Source organism: Klebsiella sp. EMBS2024, assembly GCF_036233805.1.
Classification (GTDB): Bacteria; Pseudomonadota; Gammaproteobacteria; order Enterobacterales; family Enterobacteriaceae; genus Klebsiella; species Klebsiella pneumoniae.
This window is the reverse complement of the sequence record NZ_JAZARW010000001.1, coordinates 2430163-2448719: the sequence shown is the minus strand read 5'-3', so window position 1 is coordinate 2448719 and position 18557 is coordinate 2430163. Positions and strand designations below refer to the sequence as shown.

Here is an 18557-nt window from a genome sequence, read left to right as displayed (position 1 = left end):
CATGGGGTCATTAGCGGATTTCGAATTTAACAAAGCGCCATTGTGTGATGGCATGGTCCTCATTTCTGAACAGGTCCGCGACGATTTTCCGTCGCGTTTTGTCGAGGAAGAGCTGCAGCGATTGCTGCGCCTCGCGCAGGAGGAGATTGCGCCGTCGTGGGACCAGGAGCGCCAGATAGAACGATTGCTGGAGCTGTTTTATGACGAGTGGGGCTTTGGCGCCTCGCAGGGCGTGTATCGTCTTTCCGACGCGCTATGGCTGGATAAAGTGCTGGTTAACCGCCAGGGGAGCGCGGTGTCGTTAGGCGCGATCCTGCTGTGGATCGCCCAGCGCCTGGCGCTGCCGGTGGTGCCGGTGATCTTCCCGACCCAGATGCTGCTGCGTGCGGACCCGGAAACCAGCGAAGAGATGTGGCTGATTAATCCGTTTAACGGCGAGACCCTCGACGAGCATACCCTGGAGGTATGGCTGAAGGGCAACATCGGGCCGGTGGCGGAACTGTTTAATGAAGATCTCGACGAAGCGGATAACGCCGAGGTGATCCGCAAGCTGCTGGACACCCTGAAGTCGGCGCTGATGGAAGAGCGGCAGATGGAGCTGGCCCTGCGCGCCAGCGAAGCGCTGCTGCAGTTTAATCCGGAAGATCCGTATGAGATCCGCGACCGCGGGCTGATATACGCCCAGCTGGACTGCGATCACGTGGCGCTGTTGGATCTGAGCTATTTCGTTGAGCAGTGCCCGGAGGATCCGATCAGCGAGATGATCCGCGCGCAGATCAACACGATTTCGCATAAACAAATTACATTGCATTAGTCTGGAACCATTCCGGTTACACCCTGATAAGGCGAACTTATGAAACAAAAAGTGGTTAGCATTGGTGATATCAACGTAGCGAACGACCTGCCGTTCGTGCTGTTCGGCGGGATGAACGTGCTGGAGTCGCGCGACCTGGCGATGCGTATCTGCGAACATTATGTCACCGTTACGCAGAAGCTTGGTATTCCCTACGTCTTCAAAGCCTCCTTTGATAAAGCCAACCGTTCCTCCATCCACTCCTATCGTGGGCCGGGTCTGGAAGAAGGGATGAAGATTTTCCAGGAGCTGAAGCAGACCTTTGGCGTGAAAATCATCACCGACGTTCATGAAGCCAGCCAGGCGCAGCCGGTAGCTGACGTGGTGGACGTGATCCAGCTTCCGGCTTTCCTCGCGCGCCAGACTGACCTGGTGGAAGCGATGGCGAAGACCGGGGCGGTGATCAACGTCAAGAAGCCGCAGTTCGTCAGCCCGGGTCAGATGGGCAACATCGTCGATAAGTTTATCGAAGGGGGTAACGACAAAGTAATCCTCTGCGACCGCGGCGCTAACTTCGGTTACGACAACCTGGTCGTGGATATGCTCGGCTTCGGCGTGATGAAGAAAGCCTCCAACAACTCGCCGGTCATTTTCGACGTCACCCACGCGCTGCAGTGCCGCGACCCGTTTGGCGCAGCCTCCGGCGGTCGTCGTGCGCAGGTGAGCGAGCTGGCCCGCGCCGGTATGGCGGTAGGTATCGCCGGTCTGTTTATTGAAGCGCATCCGGATCCGGACCACGCGAAATGCGACGGCCCGTCCGCGCTGCCGCTGGATAAACTGGAGCCGTTCCTCAAACAGATGAAAGCGATTGACGATCTGGTGAAAAGCTTCGACGAGCTGGATACCAGCAAGTAAGCCTGACTGCATCAGTAAAAAAGCCTGCCGGCGTCAAAACCGGCAGGCTTTTTTTCGCCCGGACTCCGCCGGGTGGGAAAACGGGGTCAGGCGAAAATGGTCATCAGATAGGCGGCGAACAGCGCCATGTGGGCCGCGCCGTTCAGCACATTGGTGCGTCCGGTGGAGAAGGAGATATGGCACAGCACCAGCGAGGCGACCATCACCACCATCTCCGGGGCGCCAAGGCCAAAGCGCAGCTCATTGCCGGTCAGGAAGGCGATGAGGGTGACCACCGGGACCGTCAGCGAGATGGTGGCCAGCACGGAGCCGAAAAACAGATTCATCGCCCGCTGAACCTGATTGTTGAGCACCGCTTTCAGGGCGCCAAGGCCTTCCGGCGACAGGATCAGCAGAGCCACCAGGAAGCCGGTAAAGGCCACCGGGGCATTCATGCTGGTCAACAGCGTTTCCAGCGGGTTAGCGTTCATTTTGGTAACCGCGATCACTGCCACCAGGTGCACCAGCAGCCAGGCGGTATGCCACCCGCTGCTGTGGGCGGACGGTTTACCGTGGTGCGGGTCGTCATCGTCGCTGTCGTCTTCATGCTCATAAACAAACAGGCTCTGATGGGTTTTGGTCTGAATAAGCAGGAAAACGCCGTACATGGCCGCCGAAATTACCGCCACCAGCAGCGATTGCCCGGTGCTGAAGTTCGCGCCCGGCAGCGCCATCGGAAAGACCAGCACGATAATCGCTAGCGGAAACAGGGCGATAAGATACTGCTTAATGCCGAACAGATTCATATATTGGGTGGCGAATTTACGCCCGCCCAGCAGCAGAGAGAAACCGACCAGACCGCCGGTGACGATCATAATAATGGAGTAGAGGGTATCCCGCATCAAGGTCGGCGCGGCGTCGCCGGTGGCCATTAAGGCAGAGATCAAACTGACCTCAAGGATAACCACCGACAGGCTTAAAATCAGGGAGCCATAGGGTTCGCCCAGGCGGTGGGCGAGGACGTCGGCGTGGCGGACCACGCTGAAGGCGCTGCTCAAAATGCCGACCAGCGCGAGGATATTGATCGCGATAACCACTGGCAGTGACTGGCTGCTGCCCCAGAAAAACAGCACCGCCAGCGCCAGCACCGGAAAGACGAGGGAAGACTCCTTATGGCGGGTTTTTACCGCCTCATGTGCATGGGTCATGAACCATCTCCATTTATGCAGGTGTTATAATTATAAAAACGTAGGGCGGTAAAGTAACAGATCTTGCTAAATTACCGCTGGTTTTTTACTTAAATTTACGGGTATCGAGGGATATCTTGATTAGTTTATTATAATTTATGTTTACTTATATTTAGTTCTTATTATTCAGATAATTACTAAAATAATTTTTCTACTCATTTTAACCTTGATAGCCAGCCGACTGCGTACCAGACTTAAACTTAATGCTCAAACAGGAGGTCAGTATGCCCTATCGCAGTAAACAAGAACTCCCCGACAGCGTTCAGCATGTACTGCCTGCCCATGCGCAGGAAATTTATAAAGAAGCGTTTAACAGCGCCTGGGATCAATATAAAGATAAAGACGAGCGGCGCGATGACGCCAGCCGCGAAGAGACGGCGCACAAAGTCGCCTGGGCGGCGGTGAAGAACAGCTATGAGAAAGGCGATGATGATAAGTGGCATAAGAAAAAATAATCGCTGACGCCGCTTTTTCGCTTGCCAGCGCCCCGCTGATTGCTTATTGAAAGATAAAGCTGGATAATATTTCAGCAATATTGACGGATGCATGAGACGAACGCCGGGAAGCGGGCAGTGGCGGAGGTAGTAAACAGTGTTAACTCGTGATTTCTTAATGAATGCGGATTGTAAGACAGCGTTTGGCGCTATTGAGGAATCGCTACTCTGGTCGGCAGAACAACGTGCAGCCTCGCTGGCGGCGACGCTGGCCTGCCGCCCGGATGATGGCTCAGTATGGATCTTTGGCTACGGTTCGCTTATCTGGAACCCGGCGCTCAATTATCGCGAGTCCTGCACCGGCACGCTGCCGGGCTGGCACCGCGCGTTTTGCCTGCGGTTGACCGCCGGGCGCGGTAGTGCCTGCCAGCCGGGACGCATGCTGGCTCTCAAAGAGGGCGGCCGAACCACCGGCGTCGCCTATCGTCTGCCTGACGACACGCTGGAGGAGGAGCTGACCCTGCTGTGGAAGCGGGAGATGATCACCGGCTGCTATCTGCCCACCTGGTGCAAGCTGGAGCTGGACGACGGACGGACGGTGAATGCCCTGGTGTTTATTATGGATCCGCGCCATCCACTGTTTGAACCGGATACCAGTGCCAAGGTTATCGCCCCGCTGATCGCCCGGGCCAGCGGGCCGCTCGGCACCAACGCCCAGTATCTGTTTTCGCTTGAGCAGGCGCTGCGCAAGCTGGGCATGCACGATGCCAGTCTCGATGACCTGGTGGCCAGCGTCCGCGCGCTGTTGGGCGAGAGTCCGACGCCGGGCCTGGCCTGAGCGCGCGCAAAAGAAAACGCCCGGCATGACCGGGCGTCCGATTGCTGACCAGTAAGGAAAAAGCGTGGTTTTTCCTTACTGGTGGTTATCAGCCGAAAATCAATAAATTGATTTTCCTTGTTATTTTTCTGGTGCAATCTGCAAGTACAATGATTGCATGAGGTTTGTCATGAATCCCACGCCCGGCATGACCGGGCGTGTGTTCTGGCAGTGACGGTCAGGCCGGCACGTAGCTGATGGAGTGCTCCAGCGACTGGCTGTGACTGTCGATAAGCACGTTCCAGGTGCCGCTGTAGGGCACCGTCAGATAGGCGCTGTCCCGATCCTGCACGCTCAGAATATCCGCATGACTGTCGCCCGGGACCTTCGCGCTCATCAGATGAATATGGCAGCGCTCTGAGCACCGCACCACCAGCGTGTCACCACCAAATAACGTCAAACTTGCTTTAACCATCGCCATTTTATACCCCGTTTCTGTCCCGCTACAGCATCCTGCCCACCCAGTCCTCGCGTGATATTGTTCACACTTTGCTCTGTGCATCACACCAAACGGCGCGGGTCGGGATGCTGATTTTGATCAAAAAAAGGGATAAAGATTAAACAAAAATGACGTTGTTCCTGAAAGCATTCAGCTAACGTTTTTTTTACCTCTGNAGGCGGCGAAACCTGATATTTCCTGCCGTTTGGCGCCCCAGATTCAGAAGGTCAGCACTTTATCTGCCGCCAGGGTCCACTGGGCCAGCTCAACGAGAGTGCCAACCTCCACGCCGTCAACCAGCGGCAGTGCGCTGACCCCGCGGCCGTCCGCGCAGGTTTTACACAGCTTCACGGGAACCTGCTGGGCGGTGAGGATCTCCAGCATCTGCTGCACATTATACCCTTCTGCCGGCTTCTGCCCCCGCAGCCCGGCGGTGACGGCGTCGGACATCAGAAACAGCTTGAGATCGAGGTCGGACTGCTGCTCGCGCAGGGCAATGGCCAGGCGCAGGCTGTTGAACAGGGATTCGCTGCCGTAGGCGGCGCCGTTGGCGATGATCACAATACGTTGCATACAAACTCCTTCTTAAAGGCACGGTTATTGCTTTAGGCAGTATAAAGCGTTAACCCGGAGGAGGGGTATGAATAATACGACTGGTCATGCGCACGATGCGACGGCCTGGCTGCAGCTGGCGCGTCGCCTGCAAAAACAACAGCTTCAGCAGTTTAGCCAACTGGGGGAACTGGCCAGCCAGCTCAGCGCGCTGGTGCATATGCTGCAGTGTGAGCGCGGGGCGTCAAATATCTATCTTTGCTCGGGCGGCTTGCTGTATACAGCGGAGTGTCGGGCGGGAGGGGCGCTGGTTGACGAGCGGCTAGCCCTGTTTTATGCCAGCCTCGAACGGGCGCGCGCGGTAGCCGGCAGCGCGCTGTGCTGGCGTATCGCCAGAGCGGTTGACGAGCTGGCGCAGCTCCCGGCGCTACGCGCGCAGATCGGCCGCCGGCAAATTGCCGCTGAAGCCGCGACGGAGCAGTTCAGCCGCGTCATCCGCCATCTGCTGAACATCGCCCCGCAGCTCAATGACAGCATTGACGATCCGCCGGTGGCTGGTCGGATGGTCGCCCTGTACAGCTTTATGCAGGGAAAAGAGCTGGTGGGCCAGGAGCGCGCGCTGGGAGCATTGGGCTTTACCCGCGGCGAGTTCAGCGACAGCCTGCGCCAGCAGCTGGTGGACCGTATTGACGGTCAGCAGCCCTGCTTCGACAGCTTTCAGGCGCTGGGCAGCCCGGCGACCGTCCAGTTGTTCAGAACCCAGTGCCACGCCGGTCTGGATATTGAACAGCTGCGGCGGATCGCCTGTACCCGCCAGCCGGCTGCCGACGGCGGGGAAACGGCGCTGCGCTGGTTTGGTCTGCAAACCCAACGGCTTGAGCAACTGCGCGAAGTGGAAGAGCAACTGATCGACGATCTGCTGGATGCCACCGACGCGCTGTTAGCAGACGACGCGCCTGGCTGGCAGGCCGGAGAGGAAGACGATAGCGTGACGCTACGGCTCGATAAACAGCTACTGCCGCTGGTGCGCCAGCAGGCCTATGAGCTGCAGCAGCTCTCCAGCCAGCTGGCCTCGCTGAAAGACGCGCTCGAAGAGCGCAAGCTGATCGAAAAAGCGAAAAGTCTGCTGATGACGCACCAGGGAATGCAGGAGGAGCAGGCCTGGCAGACGCTGCGCAAGATGGCCATGGACAAAAATCAGCGCATGGTTGAGATAGCCCGCGCGCTGCTGATGGTGAAGGCGATTTGGCCGCTAACACCAAAGGAGTAGATGCACAATCGATGGGCATTCTTTGCCTGCCGGCGGTGCACTTTTAGGTGAAAAACCGGCCAGCGTTGGGAAAAAGCCCGCCAGCGCGCTATTGCCAAAGCTGGCATCCCGTTTGCATTACTTATTAAGTGAATAAAAGTCCGGGCAACGAACCAATGGCGGTTCGGGGGCCCGTGGATAAAGGCGTCCTGCAGTGCGTATGCACTGTCGGGCGCTTTTTTTTTGCGCATGGTGGAGCGGATATGGGCGACAAATTTTCAATTTCCCGGCGGCGCTTGCTGCAGGCAGGGGCCGCGCTGGGCGGCGCGATGCTGCTGCCGGGCGTGATGCAGGCCGCCTGGGCCGGCGGCTCGGACAAACCGGAGCAAACCCGCGTGCGGGTCGGATTTATTCCGCTGACCGATTGCGCGCCGCTGGCCATCGCCGCGGCGAAGGGGTTTGACCAAAAATATGGCATCACCCTGGTGGCGAGTAAGGAAGCCAGCTGGGCGGCGGTGCGCGACAAGCTGGTGGCCGGCGAGCTCGACGCGGCGCATATTCTCTATGGCCTGCTGTACGGCCTCGAACTGGGGATCGCCAGCAAGCCGCAGGCGATGGCCAATTTGATGACCCTCAACCGCAATGGGCAGGCGATTACCCTCTCCAGCGAGCTGCAGGAGAAAGGGGTGACCGACCTCGGCGGGCTGAAGCGGCTGATCGACCGCAGCGCGCCGGGCAGTTACACCTTCGCCCATACCTTTCCTACCGGCACCCATGCCATGTGGCTTTACTACTGGCTGGCGAGCGCCGGCATCGATCCCTTCAACGATGTGCGCACCGTCGTGGTGCCGCCGCCGCAGATGGTGATGAACATGCGCATCGGCAATATGAGCGGCTTTTGTGTCGGCGAGCCGTGGAACGCCCGCGCTATTAACGACCGTATCGGCTTCACCGCGGCCACTTCCCAGGATATCTGGCCCGAGCATCCGGAAAAGGTGCTGGGCACCCGTCGCGACTGGGTGGAACGCAACCCGAACACCGCCCGCGCGCTGGTGGCGGCCCTGATGGAGGCGCAGCGCTGGATCGCCGCCTCGCCGGAGAACACCCGGGAGACGGCCCGCCTGCTCGCCAGACGCGGCTGGCTCAATACCAAGGAGCAATACCTCACCGGCCGGATGCTTGGAGAGTATGACAACGGCCTTGGCCGCCGCTGGCAGGATGCCCATCCGATGCGCTTCTGGGCCGGGGGCGAGGTGAGTTTCCCGTGGCTGTCGGACGGGATGTGGTTCCTCACCCAGTTCCGCCGCTGGGGGTTGCTGAAGCAGGCTCCGGATTACCTCGCGGTGGCGTCGCGCATTAACCGCATCGATGTCTGGCAGGCTGCCGCCCAGGCGGTAGGAGGGATCAGCGCGCCGGCAGCCAGGATGCGCAGCAGCACACTAATGGACGGGACGGTCTGGAACGGGTCCGACCCGGAAGGCTACGCCCGTCATTTCTCTATTCAACGTAAGGGGGCATGAGATGAAGCAGGCACAACGTAAGCAACCGGTCGTCAGCGTGGACAACGCGCCTGGCGAAGTGATTATCCTGCCGCCGGTGCAGGTCCGGCGCACCACGCCGACCGTCACGCGCTGGCTGCGTGAGCTCACCCAGCGCCTGCTGCCCCCGCTGTTGGGGCTGGGTGTGCTGCTGCTGGCCTGGCAGCTGGCGGCGATGCATAGCAAAGGCTTTCCCACGCCGCTGAGCACGCTGGACTCGGCGCTGACCCTGTTTGCCGATCCGTTCTATCAGGACGGGCCCAATGACATGGGCATCGGCTGGAACGTGCTGGCCTCCCTGCAGCGCGTGGCGGTGGGCTTCGGCCTGGCGGCGCTGGCGGGCATTCCGCTGGGGTTTTTGATCGGCCGTTCGCTGTTCTTCGCCCGCATGTTTAATCCGCTGATTGCTCTGCTGCGCCCGGTCAGCCCGCTGGCCTGGCTGCCGATTGGCCTGCTGCTGTTCCAGAAGGCGGAGCCGGCTTCCAGCTGGACCATTTTTATCTNCTCCATCTGGCCGATGGTGATCAACACCGCGGAGGGTGTGCGGCGGATCCCGCAGGACTATCTCAACGTCGCCCGCGTCCTCCAGCTCTCGGAGTGGACGGTGATGCGCAAAATCCTCTTTCCGGCGGTGCTGCCGGCGGTGCTTACCGGCGTGCGCCTCTCCATCGGCATCGCCTGGCTGGTGATCGTGGCGGCGGAAATGCTTACCGGCGGGCTGGGGATCGGCTTCTGGATCTGGAACGAGTGGAACAACCTCAATGTGGAAAACATCATCATCGCCATCGTCATTATCGGCGTCGTCGGCCTGCTGCTGGAGCAGGGCCTGATGCTGCTCGCTCGCCGCTTTAGCTGGCAGGAAAAATAAGGAGCCAACATGAAACCATTAATTCAGGTGCAGGCCGTCAGCCAACGCTTCAACACCGCCAGCGGCGAGTTCCTGGCGCTGCAGAATGTCTCCTTCGATATCGTCGAAGGGGAGACCATTAGCCTGATCGGCCACTCGGGTTGCGGAAAATCGACCCTGCTAAATCTGATCGCCGGGATCACCACCCCTACCGAGGGCGGACTACTGTGTGATAACCGGGAAATCGCCGGTCCCGGGCCGGAGCGGGCGGTGGTTTTCCAGAACCACTCGCTGCTGCCGTGGCTGAGCTGTTTCGACAATGTGGCGCTGGCGGTGGATCAGGTGTTCCGTCGCACCATGAGCAAGAGTGAGCGCCGGGAGTGGATCGAACACAACCTGGCGCGCGTACAGATGGGTCATGCGCTGCACAAACGTCCCGGGGAGATCTCCGGCGGCATGAAGCAGCGGGTGGGTATCGCCCGGGCGCTGGCGATGAAGCCGAAAGTGTTGCTGCTTGATGAGCCCTTCGGCGCCCTGGATGCGCTGACCCGCGCCCACCTCCAGGACACGGTGATGCATATCCAGCAGGAGCTCAATACCACCATCGTCATGATCACCCACGACGTTGATGAAGCGGTGCTGCTCTCGGATCGGGTGCTGATGATGACCAACGGTCCGGCGGCGACGGTCGGCGAGATCCTCGCGGTCGATCTGCCGCGTCCGCGCCACCGCGTTCAGCTGGCGGACGACAGCCGGTATCACCATCTGCGCCAGCAGATCCTCCATTTCCTGTATGAAAAACAGCCGAAAGCGGCGTAAGGAGGCGGTCATGACGCGGCGACTGGTGGTGATCGGTAACGGCATGGCGGCCACCCGGCTGGTGCAGCGGCTGGTTGAGCGCGACCCCGCGCGGTTTGCCATTACCGTCGTCGGCGACGAGCCGCACCCGGCCTATAACCGCATTCAGCTCTCGCCGCTGCTGGCAGGTGAAAAAACGGCGGCGCAGATCCCGTTGCTGCCGGCGGAGTGGTATACCCGGCACGGGGTGTGCCTGCGGTCTGGCGAGGCGGTCGATGAAGTCGATATTCAGCAACGGCGGCTGCGCATCGCGGAAACCTGGCTGCCGTGGGATGAACTGGTGTTCGCCACCGGTTCGCGGCCCTTTATCCCGCCGCTGCCGGGCATTGATCGTCCGCAGGTTATGCCCTTCCGCACCCTGGCGGACGTGGAACGTATTCTGGCGATACCCGGCCCGGCGGTGGTGATTGGCGGCGGGGTGCTGGGGGTGGAAGCGGCGGCGGCGCTGCGTCGTCACGGCGGAGAGGTCACTCTTCTGCATCGCGGCAGCGGATTAATGGCGCCGCTGACCGACGCTTTTGCCGCCGATGAGCTCAGGCAGCAGCTTGAAGCGCGCGGCATTCGCTGCGTGCTGGAGTGCCGCATCGCCGCCATCGACGCCGATGGCGTGCGGCTGGCGGACGGGCGCGTATTCCGCGCCGCCAGAGTGGTGCTGGCTACCGGCGTGCAGCCCGACAGCCGTCTGGCGGCGCAGTCCGGCGTGCTGTGCCAGCGGGGGATCGTGGTCGACCGTCAGATGGCCTCCTCGCTGCCGGGGATCAGCGCCATCGGCGAATGTTGCGAAATTGACGGCCAGACCTGGGGGCTGGTGGCTCCCTGCCTGCGTCAGGCCGAGGTGCTGGCGGATCGCCTGTGCGGCGCCCCCGGCGAGGGCTTTGTCTGGCAGGATGCCGGGACCCGCCTGAAGGTCACCGGCATTGAACTCTTTAGCGCTGGCGAGCAGCAGCCCGGCGAACAGGATGACATTTATACCAGCTGGGACCCCATCGACCGCCACTATCGTCGCCTGCTGCTGCGCGATGGCCGCCTGCGCGGCGTGCTGCTGATGGGCGACTGCACCGCCGCCGCCGCGCTTACCGCGCGCCTGGAAAGCGATGAGCCTGTCACCGTGGACTGGCTTTTTGACCCCTCTTCAACGCAGCCGCAGGCTGCAGGAATAATGACGATGACGAAACCTGTATTAGTGCTGGTGGGACATGGCATGGTCGGCCACCATTTTCTCGAGCAATGCGTGAGCCGCAATCTGCATCAGCAATATCGAATCGTGGTGTTTGGCGAAGAGCGTTATCCCGCCTACGACCGGGTACATCTCTCCGAGTATTTTGCCGGACGCAGCGCCGAGTCGCTGTCGCTGGCGGCCGGGGACTTCTTTATTGAACATGGTATTGAACTCCGCCTCGGCGAGGCGGTGGCGACCATCGACCGCGAAGCACGGCTGGTACGGGACGCCGAGGGGCATGAAATCCACTGGGATAAACTGGTGCTGGCGACCGGCTCGTATCCCTTTGTTCCGCCAATCCCCGGTAACGATCTCGCGGGGTGCTTTGTCTACCGCACTCTTGACGATCTCGACCGTATCGCCGCCCATGCCGCCGCGGCGAAGAGCGGGGTGGTTATCGGCGGCGGGCTGCTCGGGCTGGAGGCGGCCAACGCCCTGAAACAGCTGGGGCTGGAGACGCAGGTGGTGGAGTTTGCCCCGAACCTGATGGCCGTCCAGCTGGATAACGGCGGGGCGGCGATGCTCCGGGAGAAGATTGTCGCCCTCGGCGTGGGGGTGCATACCAGCAAAGCGACCACCGCCATCGTGCGCGAGGCCGACGGCCTGCGGCTGAACTTTGCCGACGGCGGCGCGTTGCGGACCGACATGGTGGTCTTCTCGGCGGGGATCCGCCCGCAGGACGCGCTGGCCCGCGGCTGCGCACTGCAGGTGGGCGAACGCGGGGGAATTCACATCGACGGCCAGTGCCGCACCTCTGACCCGGACGTGCTGGCGATAGGCGAATGCGCCCTGTGGGACAATAAAATTTACGGTCTGGTGGCGCCGGGCTATCAGATGGCGCGCATCGCCGCGGCTACTCTCGCAGGAGAGGACGCCTGCTTTAGCGGCGCCGACATGAGCACCAAACTGAAGCTGCTGGGGGTCGACGTGGCCTCGTTTGGCGATGCGCAGGGGCGCACGCCGGGCTGTCAGAGCTATCAATGGACCGACGGTCCGCAGCAGATTTACAAAAAAATCGTCGTCAGTCAGGACGGCAAAGCCCTGCTTGGCGGCGTGCTGGTGGGGGATGCCAGCGACTATGCCACGCTGCTGCAGATGATGCTGAACGGCATGGCGCTGCCGCCGCGTCCGGAGAGTCTGATCCTGCCCGCGCTGGAGGGAGCCGCGCCGAAGGCGCTCGGCGTCGCGGCGCTGCCGGACAGCGCGCCGATCTGCTCCTGCCATAACGTCAGCAAAGGCGATATCTGCCAGGCGGTGAACAATGGGGCGAGGGATATGTCGGCGATAAAAAGCTGCACCAGAGCGGCTACCGGCTGCGGCGGCTGCAGCGCGCTGGTGAAACAGGTGATGGAGTATCAGCTGGCGGAGCAGGGCGTCGAAGTGAAAAAAGACGTCTGCGAACATTTCCCGTGGTCGCGCCAGGAGATCTACCACCTGGTGCGGGTTAACCATATCCATACCTTCGAGCAGTTGATTAGCCGCTACGGCCAGGGGCACGGCTGCGATGTCTGCAAACCGCTGGTGGCCTCGGTGCTGGCCTCCTGCTGGAACGAGTACCTGCTGAAGCCGGCGCACCTGCCGCTGCAGGATACCAACGACCGCTATTTCGCCAATATCCAGAAGGACGGGAGCTATTCGGTGGTGCCGCGGATGGCGGCAGGGGAAGTGACGCCGGACGGACTGATCGCCATCGGGCAGATCGCCAAACGTTACCAGCTCTACAGCAAAGTGACCGGCGGCCAGCGCATCGACCTGTTTGGCGCGCGGCTGGAACAGCTGCCGGCTATCTGGCGCGAGCTGGCCGACGCCGGGTTTGAAACCGGCCACGCCTACGGCAAGTCGCTGCGCACGGTGAAATCCTGCGTCGGCTCAACCTGGTGTCGCTACGGCGTGCAAGACTCCACCGGGCTCGCGGTACGGCTCGAGCATCGCTATAAAGGGCTACGCGCCCCGCACAAAATCAAGATGGCGGTCTCCGGCTGCACCCGCGAATGCGCTGAAGCCCAGGGGAAAGATATCGGGGTGATTGCCACCGACAAAGGCTGGAATCTGTACGTCTGCGGCAACGGCGGGATGAAACCGCGTCACGCCGACCTGTTTGCCAGCGATCTCGACGAAGCGACGTTGATCCGCAGCATCGATCGTCTGCTGATGTTCTATATCCGTACCGCCGATCGCCTGCAGCGAACCAGCACCTGGATGGATAACCTGGAGGGCGGCGTCACCTATCTGCGGCAGGTGGTGCTGGAGGATAGTCTTGGCATTGGCGAGGAGCTGGAGCAGGAGATGGCCCGGATCGTCGACAGCTACCAGTGCGAGTGGCAGACCACCCTCAACGATCCGCAGCGTCTGGCGCTGTTCCGCTCCTTCGTTAATAGCGACCAGCCCGACGAGGCTGTGCAGCGCCGCGATCTGCGCGGTCAGCCGCAGCCGCTGCTGACTGAGACGTTGCCCGAAGGCGAACTCCCATCCCGACCGTGGCAGGCGGTATGCGACCTTGACGCCATTCCGGCGCAGGCGGGGATCGGCGCCCGCTTAGGGGAGCGGCAGATTGCCCTGTTCCGCTTCGGCGAGCGGGTCTACGCCCTCGACAACCGCGAGCCGGGCAGCGCGGCCAACGTGCTGTCGCGTGGGCTGTTAGGGGACGTCGGCGGCGAGCCGGTGGTGATCTCCCCGCTGTACAAACAGCGGATACGCCTGCGCGACGGCTGGCCGTGCGACGGCGACGAACAGGCGGTACGCGCCTGGCCGGTGAAAGTAGAAAACGGCAAAGTGTGGGTGGGTAACCAGCAGCTGCTGGCCCGCGCGGAGGCCTCCTGATGAATACCATCCGAACGACCTGCCCCTACTGCGGCGTAGGCTGCGGGGTGCTGGCGAGCGTGGACGACGCGGGGCAGGTGAGCGTGCGTGGCGACGATCAGCACCCGGCGAACCTCGGCCGTCTGTGCGTCAAAGGGGCCGCCTTAGGGGAGACCACGGGCCTGGCGGGGCGGCTGCTGACGCCGGAGGTCGACGGCCAGCAGGTAGCCTGGCCTCAGGCGCTGGCGGAAACCGCTGCGCGCCTGCGACAGATCATCGACCAGCACGGACCGCAAGCGGTGGCCTTTTACGCCTCCGGCCAGCTGTTAACCGAGGATTACTATGCCGCCAATAAGCTGATGAAAGGGTTTATCGGCGCGGCGAACATCGATACCAATTCACGGCTGTGCATGTCGTCAGCGGTCACTGGCTACAAGCGGGCCTTTGGCGCCGACGTGGTGCCCTGCAGCTACGATGATGTGGAAAACAGCGATCTGGTGGTGCTGGTCGGCTCGAACGCCGCTTGGGCGCATCCGGTGCTGTTCCAGCGGCTGGCGCAGGCGAAGCGGGATAATCCCCGATTGCGGATCGTGGCGATCGACCCCCGACGCACCGCTACCTGCGAGATCGCCGACCGCCATCTGGCGCTGGCCCCGGGAAGCGACGGCGGGTTGTTTGTGGGGCTGCTTAACGCCCTGGCTGAGGCAGGAGCCTGCGTCGATGGCTTTCGCGACGGCCCGCAGGCGCTGGCCGCCGCCCGCGGCTGGGACGTGGCGAGGGTGGCGGCCTTTTGCGGTCTGCCTGCCGATGAGGTGGNGGGATTCTATCGCGAGTTCATCGCCGCCCCGCGGGCGATCACCCTCTACACCATGGGAATCAATCAATCCGCCAGCGGCAGCGACAAATGTAACGCCATCATCAACGTCCATCTGGCCAGCGGGAAGTATGGCCGCCGCGGCTGCGGCCCCTTTTCGCTGACCGGTCAACCCAACGCCATGGGCGGCCGCGAAGTCGGCGGGCTGGCGACGATGCTGGCGGCGCACATGGATTTTGTGCCAGACGATCTGCAGCGGCTGGCCCGCTTCTGGGGGACGGAACGGCTGGCGCAGACCCCCGGGCTGACCGCCGTGGAGCTGTTTGCCGCCATTGGCCGCGGCGAGGTCAAAGCGGTCTGGATCATGGGTACCAACCCGGTGGTGTCGCTCCCTGACAGCCACGCGGTGAGCCAGGCGCTGGCCGCCTGTCCGCTGGTGATCGTCTCAGATGTCGCCGCCCAGACCGATACCGGACGTTTCGCCCACATCCGCTTTCCAGCGCTGGCCTGGGGCGAGAAGAATGGCACGGTCACCAACTCGGAGCGGCGGATATCCCGTCAGCGCAGCTTTCTGCCGCCGCCGGGGGAGGCGAAAGCGGACTGGTGGATCATCGCCAGAGTGGGCCAGGCGCTGGGGTATCGCGAGGCGTTTGCCTGGCAGCATCCGCATGACGTCTTCCGCGAGCATGCGGCGCTGTCCGGTTTCGAAAACGACGGCCAGCGGGCGTTTGATATCGGCGCGCTGGCGGATCTCAGCCGTGAGGCGTGGGACGCCATGCCGCCTGTGCGCTGGCCGGTCAGCCGCAGCGAGGCCGCCTGGGATATCACGCGCGGCTGGCATGGCGATGGCAGGCTGCGGATGGTGCCGGTGACGCCTCAACCGACCCGGGCGACAACCGATGCCTTTTATCCGCTGATCCTCAACAGCGGGCGGATCCGCGATCAGTGGCACACCATGACCCGTACCGGCGCAGTGCCGCGGCTGATGCAGCATATCGCGGAGCCAATGGTGGAGGTGGCGCCGCAGGATGCCGTTCGCTATCAGCTTCCCGCTGACGGGCTGGCGCGGATCTGGTCGCGGCATGGGGTGATGGTGGCGAAAGTGGCGATCAGCGAAGGGCAGCGCCCCGGCTCGCTGTTTGTTCCGATGCACTGGAACAACCAGTTTGCCCGTCAGGGGCGGGTGAATAACCTGCTGGCCGCCGTCACGGACCCGTATTCCGGCCAGCCGGAAAGTAAACAGGCGGCGGTGGCGATTGCCGCCTGGCAACCGGCCTGGCACAGCGAGCTTTTTTGCCGCGAACCGCTACCATTTCCTGCGACCTGGCACTGGCGGCGGCGGGCGGCGCCAGGCGTGCTGCACTACTCGCTGGCCGGGGAGGCATCTGCCCGACAGTGGCTCAGCGCGTGGTGCGCCCGGCGCGGCTGGCAGTTACAGGTGGCTGACGGCGGCGCGGTGTGGAACCTGCTGGCCTGGCATCAGGGAAGGCTGATGCTCGGCTGGTGGAGCGATGCGCGCGAGCCGGCGGTGGATTGCGCATGGATAAGCGCTGCCTTTGCCGCGCCGCCGTCCGATGCTGCCCAACGACATGCCTTGCTTAGCGGCCGACCGGGCGCCGCAGTCGCGCCGCGGGGGCGGATCGTCTGCAGCTGCTTTGGGGTGGGGGAATGGTCAATTAACGAGGCCATCGCCAGCGGCTGCGCCAGCGTCGGGGCGCTGGGTGGGAAGCTGAAATGCGGGACCAACTGCGGCTCTTGCGTGCCGGAGCTCAACGCGCTGCTGGCGGCGCAACGAACCCGGGCGTAACGGTGGCGCGCAGCGACGCCTCCGGTTGGGCGGCACCTTACCCAACCGGTTTCAGCTTATTCCTGGAATTGCCCACAGGGCTGCGGGAGCAGGGAAAAAACGATAAACTAACACTTCTATCCATTTTTGTGAGCTTGCGCAAACTCTGTTAATGCCTGTGTCGTTCCGTTTGTTGCCAACGTTGACCTTTCTCCTGCTGTTGCCGGGCGTTCCCGTCTGGGCGCTGACCGCCAGCGACACCACCCGCCCTGCGCAAGCGCAAGATCCGCTGCCCGATATGGGGATTGCTCCCCAGGTTGATGACGACGCCCGGCACTTTGCCGAAGTGGCGAAGAAGTTTGGCGAGGCCAGCATGAGCGACAATGGTCTGACGGCGGGTGAACAGGCGCAGCTGTTTGCCATCAGTAAAATCGGCAATGAAGTGAGTCATCAGCTGGAGAGTTGGCTCTCGCCGTGGGGCAACGCCAATGTCGACCTGCTGGTCGATAAAGAGGGGAAATTCACCGGCAGTAAAGGGAGCTGGTTCGTGCCGTTGCAGGATAACGACCGTTATCTGACGTGGAACCAGTACTCGGTGACCCGGCGCGAGCACGATCTGGTGGGCAACATCGGGCTTGGCCAGCGTTGGCGGGTTGGCGGTTGGCTGCTGGGCTATAACTCGTTTTACGATAAAGTGCTGAGCGAAAGCCTGGCGCGCGGCAGCGTTGGCGCCGAAGCGTGGGGAGAATATCTCCGCCTGTCGGCAAACTATTACCATCCGCTGGGCGACTGGCAGCTACGCGATAATCAGACTCAGGAGCAGCGGATGGCCGCAGGGTATGACGTCACCGCCCAGGCGCGGCTGCCGTTCTACCAGCACATCAACACCAGCGTCAGCGTCGAACAGTATTTCGGCGATAGCGTCGATCTGTTTCACTCCGGCACCGGCTACCATAATCCGGTGGCCGTCTCCGTTGGGCTCAATTACACCCCGGTCCCGCTGGTCACGGTGACCGCTAAGCATAAGCAGGGGGAAAATGGCGTCAGCCAGAACAATGTGGGACTGAAGCTAAACTATCGCTTTGGCGTACCCCTTAAGCAGCAGCTTGCGGCAGACGAGGTGGCGATCAGCAACTCGCTGCGCGGGAGCCGCTTCGATAGTCCGGAGCGGGATAATCTGCCGGTGGTGGAGTATCGTCAGCGCAAAAATCTGACGGTCTATCTGGCCACGCCGCCCTGGGATCTGCAGTCCGGGGAGACGGTGCAGTTGAAGCTGCAGATCCATAGTCTGCATGGCATCAAGGCGCTGCACTGGCAGGGAGACACCCAGGCCCTCAGCCTGACGCCGCCGGTAGATGCCAGCAGCCCCGATGGCTGGAGCATCATTATGCCGGTGTGGAACAGTGAACCGGGCGCCGCGAACCGCTGGCGCCTGTCGGTGGTGGTGGAGGATAAACAGGGGCAGCGCGTCTCCTCCAATGAGATCGCCCTGGCGCTGACCGAGCCGCTGGTCAAGTTTACCACGCCAGGCGTCTCTTGGACGGACTCGCCTTAGAAGATTCGCTCCTGGTGGACCCATACCGCCGCTTCCACGCGGGATTTGAGCTTCATTTTCTTCAGCATGTGCTTCACGTGTACTTTGACGGTGCTTTCGGTGATATCCAGGCGACGGGCGATCATTTTGTTCGGCAGTCCCTGGGCTATCAGCTTGAGAATGTCGCGCTCGCGCGGGGTCAGCTGGCCGATGTCCCGATCGGAGGTGGCGCGGTTGGCGCGCAGGCTGGCGGCCAGCACCGGCGTTAACGCTTCGCTTAATACCATCTCTCCGGCGGCCGCCTGCTGCAGCGCTTTCAGCAGATCTTCCGGTTCCATGTCCTTCAGCAAATAGCCATCGGCGCCGCGCTTCAGGGCGGTGACAACGTCCTCTTCATGGTTGGAGACGCTGAAGACCACTACCCGGCCAGAAAGGGATTTCTCACGCAGCTTATCCAGAGTCTCCAGACCGTTCATGCCCGGCATATTAAGGTCCAGCAGGATCAGGTCAGGATCCAGTGACTCGGCCAGCTCAATACCTTGCGCGCCATTGCTGGCCTCGCCAATCACCTGGATGTCCGGCGCCATGCTGATCAACTGTTTCACGCCGGTGCGCAGCATCGGATGGTCGTCAATGAGAAGGATAGTTGCCCGTTCCTGTTGACTCATGAGGGTCTC

General features: G+C 61.9%; 15 protein-coding genes. 11 read left to right on the top strand and 4 right to left on the bottom strand.

The window, feature by feature from the left end; all coding sequences use genetic code 11:
* Window position 1: 1 nt before the first annotated feature.
* Window positions 2-814 carry an invasion regulator SirB1 gene (gene sirB1 / locus VZP09_RS11315; RefSeq protein ID WP_002910395.1) on the top strand — a complete coding sequence of 271 codons (813 nt, stop codon included), beginning with the start codon at window positions 2-4 and terminating at the stop codon, window positions 812-814.
* Between the two features lie 39 nt (window positions 815-853).
* Window positions 854-1708 carry a 3-deoxy-8-phosphooctulonate synthase gene (gene kdsA / locus VZP09_RS11310; protein WP_002910393.1) on the top strand — a complete coding sequence of 285 codons (855 nt, stop codon included), beginning with the start codon at window positions 854-856 and terminating at the stop codon, window positions 1706-1708.
* Between the two features lie 86 nt (window positions 1709-1794).
* Here kdsA and chaA read toward each other — a convergent pair whose 3' ends face one another.
* Window positions 1795-2895: a sodium-potassium/proton antiporter ChaA gene (chaA, locus tag VZP09_RS11305; RefSeq protein WP_002910392.1), complete on the bottom strand. Its 1101-nt coding sequence runs from the start codon at window positions 2893-2895 to the stop codon at window positions 1795-1797.
* A gap of 263 nt (window positions 2896-3158) precedes the next feature.
* Here chaA and chaB point away from each other — a divergent pair, with 263 nt between their 5' ends.
* Together chaB and VZP09_RS11295 are read left to right on the top strand one after the other, a co-directional pair.
* A complete protein-coding gene (gene chaB, locus VZP09_RS11300) occupies window positions 3159-3389 on the top strand; it encodes a putative cation transport regulator ChaB (protein ID WP_002910389.1) in 231 nt (76 codons plus the stop codon).
* A 136-nt stretch (window positions 3390-3525) separates the two neighbouring features.
* Window positions 3526-4206, top strand: coding sequence for a gamma-glutamylcyclotransferase (locus tag VZP09_RS11295; RefSeq protein ID WP_023280258.1), 681 nt, complete (start codon window positions 3526-3528; stop codon window positions 4204-4206).
* Window positions 4207-4423: 217 nt separating this feature from the next.
* Here VZP09_RS11295 and VZP09_RS11290 read toward each other — a convergent pair whose 3' ends face one another.
* Window positions 4424-4666: a DUF1883 domain-containing protein gene (locus VZP09_RS11290; protein WP_002910387.1), complete on the bottom strand. Its 243-nt coding sequence runs from the start codon at window positions 4664-4666 to the stop codon at window positions 4424-4426.
* A gap of 237 nt (window positions 4667-4903) precedes the next feature.
* The gene (locus VZP09_RS11285) at window positions 4904-5257 is read right to left on the bottom strand and encodes a DsrE/DsrF/TusD sulfur relay family protein (RefSeq protein WP_002910380.1); all 354 of its coding nucleotides are present in this window, start codon (window positions 5255-5257) and stop codon (window positions 4904-4906) included.
* A gap of 67 nt (window positions 5258-5324) precedes the next feature.
* On the opposite strand from VZP09_RS11285, the gene nasR reads away from it, so the two are divergent.
* From nasR to VZP09_RS11250, 7 genes are all read left to right on the top strand, one after another.
* Window positions 5325-6506 carry a nitrate regulatory protein NasR gene (nasR, locus tag VZP09_RS11280; protein WP_032415128.1) on the top strand — a complete coding sequence of 394 codons (1182 nt, stop codon included), beginning with the start codon at window positions 5325-5327 and terminating at the stop codon, window positions 6504-6506.
* A 242-nt stretch (window positions 6507-6748) separates the two neighbouring features.
* Window positions 6749-8005, top strand: coding sequence for a CmpA/NrtA family ABC transporter substrate-binding protein (locus tag VZP09_RS11275; protein ID WP_004175561.1), 1257 nt, complete (start codon window positions 6749-6751; stop codon window positions 8003-8005).
* Window position 8006: 1 nt separating this feature from the next.
* Window positions 8007-8891, top strand: coding sequence for a nitrate ABC transporter permease (gene ntrB / locus VZP09_RS11270; RefSeq protein WP_328795140.1), 885 nt, complete (start codon window positions 8007-8009; stop codon window positions 8889-8891).
* Between the two features lie 9 nt (window positions 8892-8900).
* Window positions 8901-9689 carry an ABC transporter ATP-binding protein gene (locus tag VZP09_RS11265; RefSeq protein ID WP_004145418.1) on the top strand — a complete coding sequence of 263 codons (789 nt, stop codon included), beginning with the start codon at window positions 8901-8903 and terminating at the stop codon, window positions 9687-9689.
* Window positions 9690-9699: 10 nt separating this feature from the next.
* Entirely contained in the window at window positions 9700-13767 is a 4068-nt protein-coding gene (gene nirB, locus VZP09_RS11260) for a nitrite reductase large subunit NirB (protein ID WP_077254435.1), read from the top strand.
* On the top strand, window positions 13767-16367 hold the full coding sequence (locus VZP09_RS11255; protein WP_328795139.1) for a nitrate reductase: 2601 nt from the start codon (window positions 13767-13769) through the stop codon (window positions 16365-16367). The genes nirB and VZP09_RS11255 overlap by 1 nt, the downstream gene beginning before the upstream one ends.
* Before the next feature lie 151 nt (window positions 16368-16518).
* Window positions 16519-17901 carry a YchO/YchP family invasin gene (locus VZP09_RS11250; RefSeq protein WP_002910201.1) on the top strand — a complete coding sequence of 461 codons (1383 nt, stop codon included), beginning with the start codon at window positions 16519-16521 and terminating at the stop codon, window positions 17899-17901.
* On the opposite strand, the gene narL is transcribed toward VZP09_RS11250, so the two are convergent.
* The gene (gene narL, locus VZP09_RS11245) at window positions 17898-18548 is read right to left on the bottom strand and encodes a two-component system response regulator NarL (RefSeq protein WP_032438267.1); all 651 of its coding nucleotides are present in this window, start codon (window positions 18546-18548) and stop codon (window positions 17898-17900) included. The two genes, VZP09_RS11250 and narL, sit on opposite strands and share 4 nt — an antisense overlap.
* Window positions 18549-18557 lie beyond the last annotated feature (9 nt).